Origin of the sequence: Thermanaeromonas toyohensis ToBE, from assembly GCF_900176005.1 — a bacterium.
GTDB lineage: Bacteria > Bacillota > DSM-521 > Neomoorellales > Neomoorellaceae > Thermanaeromonas > Thermanaeromonas toyohensis.
Genome location: NZ_LT838272.1, coordinates 2,537,502 through 2,549,485, shown reverse-complemented (window position 1 = coordinate 2,549,485; position 11,984 = coordinate 2,537,502). Strand labels below are relative to the sequence as shown.

The following is an 11,984-nucleotide window of genomic DNA, read 5'->3' as shown; positions in this document are numbered from 1 at the left end:
ATGCGGGTAGAGGATTTCGATTATTATTTGCCCCCTGAACTCATAGCTCAGCACCCTGTGGAGCCGCGGGATGCCTCGCGGCTCCTTGTGCTACACCGCAAGGCGGGGATGTTAGAACACCGGCGGTTTTATGAACTACCTTTGTATCTTAAGCCGGGGGATATCTTGGTTCTCAATGATACTAGAGTAATTCCAGCTAGGCTCTTAGGAAAAAAAGCGGAAACAGGAGGGCAGGTAGAACTTCTCCTCCTTAGGCCTTTGAGGCGAGACTGTTGGGAAGCCTTGGTTCGGCCGGGCCGCCGGATACCACCAGGTACAGAACTTCTTTTTGGCCAGGGAGAGCTTAGGGCTAAAGTCTTGGAACGTACACCACAGGGAGGTCGCTTAGTGGAATTTAAATATGAAGGAGAGTGGGAGGAAATATTAGGGAGGTTGGGAGAAGTTCCCTTACCTCCTTATATCAAAGAGAAACTACCTGACCCTGAACGTTACCAGACAGTTTACGCTTCCAGGCCTGGTTCCGTAGCCGCTCCTACAGCTGGCCTTCACTTCACCCCCCGACTGCTTAAAGAGCTTAAAGAAAAGGGGGTAAAGATTGTTTACATCCTGCTCCATGTGGGGCTGGGAACCTTTCGGCCGGTAAAGGAAGAAGTGGTAGAAAAACATAGGATGCATGCTGAATATTTTTGTGTGGATCCGGAGGCAGCCAGGACCATAAACGAGGCCCGGAGACAAGGGGGACGGGTGATAGCTGTAGGTACTACAGTTGTCCGCACCTTGGAGACAGCAGCTACACCGGAAGGAGAGATTAAGCCTCGAGAGGGTCTTACCGAACTTTTTATTTACCCAGGCTATCGCTTTAAAGCTGTGGATGGACTTATTACCAATTTTCACTTGCCCCGTTCTACATTACTTATGCTGGTGTGTGCCTTTGCTGGGCGAGAGAGGGTATTAGAAGCCTACCAAGTAGCTATTAAAGAGCGTTACCGCTTTTATAGCTTTGGCGATGCCATGCTAATTCTTTAGGATTTAATTCTGGAGGTGGACCCGTAGTTTGACACCTGTCTCCTTTGAAGTAATAAAGGTTGAGAAAACCTTTGGAGCCCGGCTGGGCCGGTTGATAACACCCCATGGAGTTGTGCATACACCAGTTTTTATGCCTGTGGGAACCCAGGCTACAGTGAAAACCATGACACCTGAAGAAGTAGAATCTCTAGGTGCGGAAATAATCTTGAGCAATACTTACCACCTTTACCTTAGGCCAGGGGCTGAAGTTATTCGCGAGGCCGGGGGCTTGCACCGGTTTATGAATTGGCACCGTCCTATCTTAACCGATAGCGGCGGTTTCCAAGTTTTTAGCCTCGCTAGTCTCCGGGAGGTACGTCCCGAGGGTGTTCTTTTCCGTTCCCACTTGGATGGTTCAACCCATTTTATGGGGCCACAAGAATCTATGGCTGTCCAAGAAGCCCTGGGCTCAGATATTGCCATGGCCTTTGATGAATGTGTGGCCTATCCAGCCAGTTATGAAGAAGTTGAAGCGGCGGTGGAAAGGACTACCCGTTGGGCTGAAGAATGCCTTAAGGTGCATAAACGACAGGATCAAGCTGTATTCGGTATTATCCAGGGAGGGGTTTTTCCTGATCTTAGACGGCGCAGCGCCCAGGAGATAACTTCTTTGGATTTTCCGGGATACGGTATTGGGGGCTTAAGTGTAGGGGAACCTAAAAGTATGATGTATGCTATACTGGAAGAGCTACGCCCCTTTTTACCGGAGAGCAAGCCCCGTTATCTTATGGGCGTAGGTTCACCCGACTGCCTTCTAGAAGGGGTAAAAAGGGGTATCGATATGTTCGATTGTGTACTCCCTACTAGGATAGCCCGCAATGGTACTGTCTTGACCAGCCGGGGGAAGTTGGTGGTACGGAACGCTATTTATGCCCGGGATTTCCGCCCTTTGGATCCAGAATGCGATTGCTACACTTGCCGTAATTTTACCCGGGCTTATATCCGTCACCTTATAAAGGCTAATGAAGTTTTAGGATTACGCCTTACAACTATTCATAACCTCTACTTCATTTTCCGCCTTATGGACCGTATAAGGCAGGCCATAGCCGAAGACCGCCTTTTAGAGATGAGCGAAGAGTTTTATTCCCGTTACCAGGCTACCGAAGGTGGGGAAGAAAATTTCTAAAGGGAAAAGAGGTTTTATCCTCCCCTTGTAGAAAGGAAATTAACAAGGGGGTGTTAAGCAATATGCAGCAGGCGCAAGCCTGGGGATGGACTATTTTCTACTTGATCTTTTTCTTTGCCATTTTTTATCTCCTGGTGATACGACCGCAGCAGAAGCAGCAGAAAAAGCGGCAGGAGATGCTAAGTAAATTAAAGGTGGATGATCGGGTCGTCACCATCGGTGGCATCCATGGCCGGATTACCAAGATAAAAGATAGGACGGTGATGATCCGGATCGCAGACAAGGTAGAGATAGAGCTAGATAAGAACGCTATATCCTATGTCCCTGGGCAGGAGGCGAAATAATTTTTGGCACTGGTTACCTTAGAGGATGTTAAAAGGGATCCTGAAGTAGAGGCTTTTGTACGCCAGGGTAACGAGCACCTGGGAGCTTTAGGTTATACTGAACATGGCCACCGGCATTTAGGGCTGGTGGCCAGCATTAGTCACAATGTCCTAGCTAGGCTAGGTTATCCGGAAAGGTTAGCTGAGTTAGCTTCCATCGCCGGTTATCTCCATGATATAGGTAATGTCATAAGCCGGCAAAACCATGGTCAGGCCGGCGCCCTTTTGTCTTATAATATCTTGCGAAGGCTAGGGATGGATGCTGGGGAGATGGCCCTGGTATTGGGAGCCATTGGAAACCATGAAGAAGAGTATGGCCAGGCGGTAAACCCCGTGGCTGCTGCTTTAATTCTGGCTGATAAATCCGATGTGCACCGTTCACGGGTAAGGAACCGGGAGCTAGCCACTTTTGACCTCCATGACAGGGTAAATTACGCGGTAGAACACTCTTTTCTCCGGGTGGACGAAAAGCACAAAACCATTACCTTGGAATTAGAGATTGACCTGGAGATAAGTAAACCGGCCGAGTATTTCGAGATCTTTCTTACCCGTATGATGATGTGCCGCCGGGCAGCAGCTTTCTTAAGTTGCCAGTTCGGCCTGGTCATAAACCAAACCAGGCTCCTTTAGAGCCGTTTATTTTAAGTTATTAACAAGGGGGAAGCTAGTTTGTCAGGGAGAACTGGAAGAGGAGGGAACCTCCTTAAAGTTATAGCTGTTTTTTTAGCTATCCTTGCCTTAGGTATAGGAGCGCTGCCACCGCTTCTTAAGGCCATGAAACTAGGTTTAGATTTGCAGGGTGGCGTTCATGTAGTGGTAGAAGCCAAAGATACCCCAGAGCACAAGGTAACTGGCGAGGATATGGAGGCCCTACAGCGGGTTATGCGCAATCGGGTGGACGAGCTAGGGCTGGCTGAACCCCTTATCCAGAGGGAGGGAAGCCGCAGGCTTATTATTGAGCTCGCAGGTGCGAGTGATCCAGAAGAAGCAGTTAAAGTCATTGGTAAGACGGCTTTGCTGGAGTTTAAAACCAGTGATGGCCGAGTAGTGGTGAGCGGTAAGGACCTTAAGGATGCCAAGGCCCTTATAGATCCGCGTACTCAAGAGCCTGAGGTGGCCTTAAAATTCAACACCGAGGGTACTAAAAAATTCGCCGAGGTTACCACAGAGCTGGTCCAGAAATATAACCATACCGATCCCCGGAGGAGAATCGGTATTTACCTGGATAATCAACTTCTGACCAACCCGGTAGTAGATGAACCTATTCCCAGCGGGGAAGCTGTGATCCGGGGTGGATTTGCTGACTTTAAAGAAGCTGCCAACTTGGCTGCTCTCTTGCGCGGTGGTGCTCTCCCGGTACCTGTACAGATTGAGGAACGCAGGGCAGTAGGCCCTACCTTAGGCCAAGATTCCTTAATTAAAAGCGAGAAGGCAGCTATTGTAGGGCTGGTGGCCATCGCCTTATTTATGCTGATAGTCTACCGCCTGCCGGGGCTAGTAGCTAACTTTTCCCTTATAGTTTACGCTGTCCTTGTCCTGGCTGCGCTGTGGGCTTTAAAGGCCACCCTGACCTTACCTGGTATCGCTGGTTTGCTTTTATCTGTAGCCATGGCTCTAGATGCTAATATTTTGATCTACGAGCGCCTTAAGGAAGAATTGCGTAATGGTAAGACCTTACGTGCGGCAGTGGATGCCGGTTTCAAACGAGCTTTTGTTACTATCTTTGATTCTAATGCTACAACTGTTTTAGCCGCCATCGTCCTTTACTTCTTAGGCAGTGGAACTGTTCGCGGGTTCGCCATAACCCTTTCTTTAGGTATCGCCATCAGCATGTTTACAGCCATAACCTTGACCAGAACCCTGCTCCACCTAATTATCAGCGTACCTCTTTTTAGTCGGAACTTGTGGCTTTATGGTGCCCATGTAAAAGCTGGGCCGGTAGAACTAGAAGGGGTGAAGTAATATGGATTTTGTAGGTAAACGCAAACTATGGTATATAATTTCGGTGTTGGTAATTATACCGGGGCTTATAGCCATGCTGGTTAACCGGCCAGCCCTCAATTTTGGCATTGACTTTACTGGCGGGAATCTCCTACAACTAAAATTTGAGCGCCCTGTAGAAAGCAGCCAGGTTAGGGAGGTACTAAAGGAGTTCAATTTAGAAAAGAGCTCCTTGCAGACAGCCGGGGAAAACGAGTTTCTGTTACGAACCCCTGTCCTGGGAGAGGAAGAGACCAGTAAGCTTTTTTCTGCTTTAAAAGAAAAGCTGGGAAGTTTTGAGATAAAGCGTAACGAAAAGGTAGGGGCTACAATTGGACGGGAAATAACCCGAAATGCCCTTTACGCTCTAATTATAGCTTCAATTTTAATGCTTATTTATATAGGATTCCGCTTTGAGTTTCTCTTCGGTATAGCGGCGGTCTTGGCTTTGGTCCATGATGTCCTAGTAACTATAGGGCTTTTTGCCCTTTTCCGCTGGGAAGTAGATAGTTCCTTCGTGGCGGCTATTTTAACTATTATCGGGTATTCTATTAACGATACCATTGTTATTTTCGACCGTATCCGCGAGAACTTGCGGATGCGCAAAAAAGAGAGCCTCGAGGAGCTGGTGAACAGGAGCATTAGGCAGAGCCTGACCCGCACTATTAGTACCGTAACTACTGTAATTATTGCCCTGGTGGCCCTACTCGTTTTAGGTGGAGATACTACTAAAGGCTTTGCCCTCGCCATGCTCATAGGGACCATAAGTGGGACCTACTCTTCCATTTTTACAGCCAGCCCCCTTTGGATCGATTTCCGGCACCTAGCTGAAGGACGCAAGCGAGCGGTCCAAGGTAAAATACGCCGGGCAACTTCTCCTTAAAAGGGGGCTACTTCCAAGAAGGGTCGGGTCTCTTAACTTCTTCCTTTGAAGGAGGTTCCAATCCTGGAAATTTTCTGGGGAGTATTTTTGGCTTGGTTACTCCTAGCAGGTCTGCTTCACCCTGGGGCAGGCCTGCTTGCCATTATAGCGCTCCTTCTTTTTTATATCCTGTATTATGCACCACCCCAGAACCTATTGTCTATACTATTACTGGTGGGAGGGATTATAGCAGCCTTAACCCTAGCCATAATAGGGTGGCGAAAGGCTCCTAGGGAGAGGCTAAACTTAAATAAATCCCTAGTCCTAGGTATTACTATTTTGCTCATAGGTAGTGCCCTGCTAGGGCCTAGGTTGGGCTTCGGTCTTGCCGGGATAGCCGGAGCAACGGAGTTAGGAGAGTTAAAGAAGGCAGGGGCTCGTTGGTACTGGAGGTATCTCGGCAGTATCTTTCTTCCTCGACTTTCTTTCTTCATACTTTGGCTTCTTTTGCTAGGGTATACTCTTAAATATCTTGCCGACCTTTAACTCTAGTGTTACAATGGGAACAAAGCGTGCTGCTATGGACTTCATCCCGGGGAAAGATGAAGTCTAATTTTTTGAGGTGGAGGGAGACGGTGGCCGTGGATGAACGCCTGCGAGCCGCCCGGGTATCGGTATTCTCTAATATTTCTTTAGTCGTTTTAAAACTTTTCACAGGGGTAGCCACCGGCTCCCTAAGTATAGTATCGGAGGCCATCCATTCTGGATTGGACTTAATGGCTTCCGTTCTCGCCTATTTTTCTTTAAAGGAGGCTACTAAACCGGCTGATTACGAACATCGTTATGGTCACGGTAAAATAGAAAACATAGCTGGAGCCCTGGAAGCCCTTCTTGTGTTTGTGGCCGCCATGATCATAATTATAGAGGCTTTAAAGAAACTTAAGTTAGGGGCAGAGGTCTCCCAGCCAGTAACCGGTATGGTAGTTATGGGTCTATCTGCTGGGGTGAACTACCAGATTTCCCGTCACCTCTTTAAAGTGGCTAAGGCTACACAATCGGTGGCCTTGGAGGCCGATGCCTGGCACCTTTTGACAGATGTTTATACTTCAGTAGGTGTAATGCTGGGGCTCGGGATCCTTAAGGTCACAGGTTTTAGCTTTATGGATCCTTTGGTAGCGCTTTTAGTGGCAGGCCTTATCTTACGGGCTGCTTACCAGCTGATGCGGGAAGCCTTCCTACCCTTGATGGATGTATGTCTACCAGCAGAGGAAGAACGCCTGGTAAAGGAGATCATTAGTGCCCATGCGGGAGAATATGTGGAATTTCATAAGCTACGTACCCGCAAGTCTGGGAGGGAGCGGCAGATCGATTTACACCTGGTGGTACCTGCCCGTCAGCCAGTAGTTGAGGCCCATAGATTATGTGACCGTATTACCTCGGAAATCAAGGCAGCACTCCCCTATACCCATGTGCTGATTCATATAGAACCCTGCCGGGAAGATAAAGATTGTGACCGGTGCCCCGGTTGCCAGGAGGAACGCTAAAATGGCCGAGATAATATGGGAGGTTTGTCCTTGCGATTATGACTTGCAGGAGGCTTTGGCTCAAGGCTTAAAGGTATCCCCCCTTACCGCTCAAGTTTTGATCAACCGAGGAATAAGAAGTGTAGAGGAAGGGAGGCTATTTTTACAGGGAGGTTTAAAGGCCTTAAGCTCACCCTATGAGCTTCCTGGTGTAAATGAGGCTGTAGCCCGGGTGGAAAAGGCGGTACATAGGAAAGAAAAAGTGTTGATTTATGGAGACTATGATGTAGATGGTCTTACGGCTTCTGCCCTTTTGGGAGAAATCTTAAAAAAGTTAGGCTTAGAAGTAGAGTATTATCTCCCCCACCGTTTAGAAGAAGGATACGGAGTTAAAATAGGGGGGTTGGAGACGGCGCGCTCTTTAGGATGCCACCTGGTGATCACCGTAGATTGTGGGATAACAGCTACAGAGGAGGCCGCTTGGGCTAAAAAGAATGACTTAGACCTTATAATTACTGATCATCACCGGCCCGGGCCGGTGCTCCCTCAAGCTTTGAGTCTGATTAATCCCTGGCTAGCGGGGGGAGGGGGAGCTCTTCTTGCTGGAGTGGGGGTGGCCTTCAAGCTGGCCCAGGCTTTAGCTGAATTTTTCTCCCTACCCCCCCAGGCGGGGGTAGCTGCGGGATGGGCTTTAGATCTGGTAGCTCTGGGCACCCTAGCGGATGCTATGCCCTTGCTAGGAGAAAATCGGGCCCTCGTCCAACTAGGGCTAGAGGAACTTAAAAAGGCAGAACGTCCTGGGATAAGGGCTTTACTAGAAGTGGCGGGTTTAAAATGGGATAGTCTCGATGACGAAAGGGTGGCTTTGGGGCTGGTACCCCGCCTTAATGCTGCTGGGCGTTTGGGTTCCGCCTGGCCGGCCCTGGAGCTTTTACTTACTTCTTCCTCCCAAAGGGCTTGGGAACTAGCCCAAGCCCTTAACTTGCAAAACCAGACCCGCCAGCTTTTGGAAGATCAGGTGTGGTCGGAAGCCCTTACTCAAGCGGAAGAAGCTGTGACACGGGGAGATCCAGGTTTGGTTCTTACGGGTTGGGGATGGCATCCCGGTGTATTAGGGATCGTGGCGGCAAGGCTAGTAGAACGCTTTAGGCGGCCGACTATCCTTATAAGTTTAGAACCTTCGGGAAAGGGGCGAGGTTCTGGACGTGCCCAGGAAGGAATAGACCTTTTCCAGATCCTTAAAAACTGCGCATCTTACCTTTTAGCCTATGGAGGGCATGGACAGGCCATAGGGTTAGAGATAGAAGCTGAAAAGATACCTGCTTTCCAGGAGGCCTTTTTTTACGCGCTGGAGGCAGCTTCTACCCGAGAAACCTTTAAACCTAGGCTTAAATTGGATGCTGAAGCCCGTCTAAGCCAATTAGACTTAAGTTTAGTAGAGGAACTTAAGGCTCTTGCTCCTTTTGGTACAGCTAACCCCCGGCCCTTGTTCCTCTACCGGGGTGCCAGGTTAATTTCTATACGCCAGGTAGGGCCCGAAGGAGCTCACCTTAAGCTTAAACTACAGGCCGAGGGTCGGGAAGTTTCGGCCATAGGGTTCCGGATGGCCTTACCACCGGATATAAGCATTGGTAGCAAGGTAGACTTGGCTTTCCGGCCAGAAGGGAATACCTTCAATGGGGAAACGGAACTGGAACTGGTAGTGGAGGCCATGCGGCCGGTAGCCCCTAGTCCAATCACCATCAAGGTGGATAGCCCTACTAGCCTAGAGGTGGACATCTGGCCTACTGGGGATAAAGACGGGACCGTATCTCGAGAGGCCAGGAAAGGTTGGATGAGTACCTGGTCTGGGGCTATACTAGAGGAATTAAAGGGATATTGGGAAGAAGGGTCTCAGCCGGTGACCATTATCCTGTCCTCTGGACTAGGGGTGTTAAGCTGCTACTACGGGCTAAAGAGTATCTTACCTCCTGAGGCGGGACCGCTGGTGGCCCGGGGACCATGGTTGCCGGAAGGAAAATTAGTTATCCCGCCTTCCTTGGGGATTCTCCTGGAGCCTTTCGAGCTTTGGCGGAAGGACAGGGGACAAAAGGGCCGGGAGGTATGGTCCCCAGGAGCCCGAGAGGCCGGTCGAGAGCTTTCTCTAGGCCATTTTAATTACGGGTTTACTCCCGATCCAGTAAAGCTGGCTTGGGAGATGGCTTCCCAGGCGAAGAGGGTTCTTATATATACTGAACACCCCTCGCAGGCACGTAGGCTAGCTCAGCTACTATGGCAGCGGGGTAAATTTAAGGTAGGCTTGGATGAAGGATTAATTTTTGAGGAAAAGCTTCTCCTCCGGCGGCAGGCGTTGGCTGGGGATCTAAAGCTTTTGGTAGGTGTAGGGTGGTGCCCGGCTTGGTTTTATCCAGCAGAAGTGGTCCTTTTCACCTACCTTCCCCGGGGGAAAGAGGAACTGGAGCTTGCCCTTCCCTTACAGGAAGAACGGCCAGAAGTGTACATAGCAGCACATGCCCTAAGTAAGGGGCCTCCTTTGCCTTTAGACCCAAGAGGTTTTCTTGCCCACCTGTATAAGCGTTTACAAGCTATAAGCTTGCGCAAAAAGGCTTTATATTTACATAATAATGTTGCCAGCAATTATTTATTCCGGTGCGGCTTAAATATCTTGGAAGAACTGAGGTTGATAAATATAGCTCCCCATGGTGAGGGGATCAAAGTCTGGGTTAAAGGTGTACCTAAAAGCAAACAAGATTTAAACCGCTCTTGGCGATATCGCCAGCTGTGCCGGGATTATGAGGAGGTTTTCGCTTTCTGGCGGGAGCTTACCCGGCGAAGGGGGTGAAAATTAATGGATCTCCATAGTTTAGAAAGACAGATATTACTATACTATCCGAACGCCGATTTAAAACTTATCCGGGATGCTTATGATTTTGCTAGCGTTGCCCATAAAGACCAGAGGCGGCATTCAGGCGAACCCTTTATCACCCATCCCCTGGCTGTGGCCGAAATACTGGCCGAGCTGCAGCTGGATTTGGTTACCATTGCTGCTGGTTTGCTCCATGATGTGGTGGAGGATACGCCCATAAGCATAGATACAGTCCGGGAAGTTTTTGGCGAAGAAATAGCTTTATTGGTGGATGGGGTTACTAAACTTAGCCGACTAGAGTATAAGACAAAAGAAGAGCAGCAGGCGGAGACCCTACGGAAGATGTTTTTGGCCATGGCCAAGGACATCCGCGTGATTCTTATTAAACTAGCTGACCGCTTGCATAACATGCGTACTCTGAAGCACTGCCCGGTGGAAAAGCAAAAGGATATCGCCCGGGAAACCTTGGAGATCTATGCCCCCCTGGCCCACCGTTTAGGAATTTTCCGTCTTAAATGGGAACTGGAGGATCTAGCTTTACGTTATCAGGAACCAGAAGTATACTATGAGCTGGTAAAAAGTATTTCCAAAAAACGGCAGGAAAGAGAAGAATATATCCAAAAGGTGGCCGCTATTTTGCGGGAGAAATTGCAAGAGAGCGGTATTGAAGCGGATATCCAGGGTCGCCCCAAACATTTCTATAGCATTTATAATAAGATGAAAAAGCAACAGAAGGAGCTAAACGAAATATATGATTTAATTGCCTTACGGGTCATTGTGGATACTGTTAAGGATTGCTATGCCGTTTTAGGGATAATCCATGCTTTATGGAGGCCTATCCCAGGCCGCTTTAAGGATTATATCGCCATGCCCAAGCCGAATATGTACCAATCCCTGCATACCACTGTACTGGGACCTGAGGGCGAGCCCTTTGAAGTGCAGATCCGGACCTGGGAGATGCACCGCACAGCCGAGTATGGTATCGCCGCCCATTGGCGTTATAAGGAAGGTTACACCACTTCCGATAAGGAGTTTGAGCAGAAGCTCACCTGGCTGCGTCAGATTTTGGACTGGCAGCGGGAGCTACGGGATCCCCGGGAATTTATGGAGTCCCTTAAGATAGATCTTTTTTCCGACCGGGTATATGTATTTACTCCCAAGGGAGATGTGGTAGAGTTACCGGCCGGATCCGTCCCTATCGACTTCGCCTACCGGGTGCACACGGATATAGGCCACCAGTGTGTAGGAGCCAAAGTTAATGGCCGCATAGTTCCCTTGGATTACCAACTAAAAACCGGGGATATAGTGGAGATTTTGACCCAGAAAGGTAGTGGCCCTAGCCGGGACTGGCTCAAAATTGTAAAGACCTCCCAGGCTAAAAACCGCATTCGCCAGTGGTTTCGACGGGTGGAGCGGGAAAAGAACCTGGCCAAGGGGAGGGAACTTTTGGAAAAGGAATGTCGTAAACAGGGCTTAGAACCGGAGGAAGTCTTAAAGGCCGGGTTCCTGCAGGAAGTAGCCCGCAAGTTTAACCTTACTTCTCCTGAGGATCTTCTGGTGGCTGTAGGGGATGGAGTAGTCACCCCTTCCCAGGTATTGGGGGATCTTAAAGAAAAGGAAGAGGAAGAAAAAGGGGAAGAGTTACCCCCAATGGATACCCTTCCCCCAGCCAAATCCTGGACTGGGTTTAGCCGTCCTTCCCAAGGGGTAAGGGTTAAGGGCATTGATAATGTAGTAGTCCGTTTGGCTCATTGCTGTAATCCCTTGCCAGGAGATGCCATTGTAGGTTATATTACCCGGGGACGCGGTGTTTCTGTACATCGTAGTGATTGTCCCAATATCCTTCATCATTTAAGGCAAGAGGCTGAACGCATTATTGAGGTAGCCTGGGATCAGGAGGCCGAAGCTACTTACCAAGTACAAATAGAGGCTTTAGCCTTAGATAGGCCACGCCTGGCCATGGACATCATGTCTGCAGTGGCTGATACCAAGACTATTATCAATGCTGTCCACGCCCGGGCTACCCGTAACAATATGGCCACTGTAGACTTGAAACTAGAAATACGGAGTCTAGAGCACCTGCAATATATAATGGACAAGATCAAGCGCGTTAAAGATGTTATGGAGGTCAAGAGGGTAACTCCGAGCTGACAGGGGTAGAGGCTTCCGACCCCAAGAC

Annotated in this window: 10 protein-coding genes; all 10 read left to right on the top strand. The window is 49.2% G+C overall.

From position 1 onward, the window contains the following. The 10 genes from queA (at window position 1) to B9A14_RS13015 (ending at window position 11,956) form a co-directional block, all read left to right on the top strand. Window positions 1-1,026, top strand: a complete 1,026-nt coding sequence (queA, locus tag B9A14_RS13060) for a tRNA preQ1(34) S-adenosylmethionine ribosyltransferase-isomerase QueA (protein WP_084666232.1) — start codon at window positions 1-3, stop codon at window positions 1,024-1,026. Between the two features lie 28 nt (window positions 1,027-1,054). Next, window positions 1,055-2,191, top strand: coding sequence for a tRNA guanosine(34) transglycosylase Tgt (tgt, locus tag B9A14_RS13055; RefSeq protein ID WP_084666230.1), 1,137 nt, complete (start codon window positions 1,055-1,057; stop codon window positions 2,189-2,191). A 62-nt stretch (window positions 2,192-2,253) separates the two neighbouring features. Continuing rightward, on the top strand, window positions 2,254-2,535 hold the full coding sequence (yajC, locus tag B9A14_RS13050; RefSeq protein WP_084666228.1) for a preprotein translocase subunit YajC: 282 nt from the start codon (window positions 2,254-2,256) through the stop codon (window positions 2,533-2,535). Window positions 2,536-2,544: 9 nt separating this feature from the next. Continuing rightward, window positions 2,545-3,204 carry an HD domain-containing protein gene (locus B9A14_RS13045; protein WP_084667149.1) on the top strand — a complete coding sequence of 220 codons (660 nt, stop codon included), beginning with the start codon at window positions 2,545-2,547 and terminating at the stop codon, window positions 3,202-3,204. Window positions 3,205-3,243: 39 nt separating this feature from the next. Continuing rightward, complete coding sequence (gene secD / locus B9A14_RS13040; RefSeq protein WP_157109960.1) at window positions 3,244-4,536, top strand: protein translocase subunit SecD; 1,293 nt, start codon at window positions 3,244-3,246, stop codon at window positions 4,534-4,536. A gap of 1 nt (window position 4,537) precedes the next feature. Next, the gene (gene secF, locus B9A14_RS13035; RefSeq protein ID WP_084666226.1) at window positions 4,538-5,437 is read left to right on the top strand and encodes a protein translocase subunit SecF; all 900 of its coding nucleotides are present in this window, start codon (window positions 4,538-4,540) and stop codon (window positions 5,435-5,437) included. A 45-nt stretch (window positions 5,438-5,482) separates the two neighbouring features. Next, window positions 5,483-5,962, top strand: a complete 480-nt coding sequence (locus tag B9A14_RS13030; protein ID WP_084666225.1) for a hypothetical protein — start codon at window positions 5,483-5,485, stop codon at window positions 5,960-5,962. A gap of 89 nt (window positions 5,963-6,051) precedes the next feature. Next, entirely contained in the window at window positions 6,052-6,960 is a 909-nt protein-coding gene (locus B9A14_RS13025) for a cation diffusion facilitator family transporter (RefSeq protein WP_277995820.1), read from the top strand. Between the two features lies 1 nt (window position 6,961). After that, window positions 6,962-9,781 (top strand): single-stranded-DNA-specific exonuclease RecJ, encoded by a 2,820-nt coding sequence (gene recJ, locus B9A14_RS13020; protein WP_084666224.1) that lies wholly within the window; start codon window positions 6,962-6,964, stop codon window positions 9,779-9,781. A gap of 6 nt (window positions 9,782-9,787) precedes the next feature. Continuing rightward, a complete protein-coding gene (locus tag B9A14_RS13015) occupies window positions 9,788-11,956 on the top strand; it encodes a RelA/SpoT family protein (RefSeq protein WP_084666222.1) in 2,169 nt (722 codons plus the stop codon). Window positions 11,957-11,984 lie beyond the last annotated feature (28 nt).

Coding starts and splice junctions, on each gene's coding strand:
- secF (WP_084666226.1), top strand. CDS start 4,538: ATGGATTTTGTAGGTAAACGCAAACTATGGTATATAATTTCGGTGTTG.
- recJ (WP_084666224.1), top strand. CDS start 6,962: ATGGCCGAGATAATATGGGAGGTTTGTCCTTGCGATTATGACTTGCAG.
- B9A14_RS13015 (WP_084666222.1), top strand. CDS start 9,788: ATGGATCTCCATAGTTTAGAAAGACAGATATTACTATACTATCCGAAC.
- queA (WP_084666232.1), top strand. CDS start 1: ATGCGGGTAGAGGATTTCGATTATTATTTGCCCCCTGAACTCATAGCT.
- yajC (WP_084666228.1), top strand. CDS start 2,254: ATGCAGCAGGCGCAAGCCTGGGGATGGACTATTTTCTACTTGATCTTT.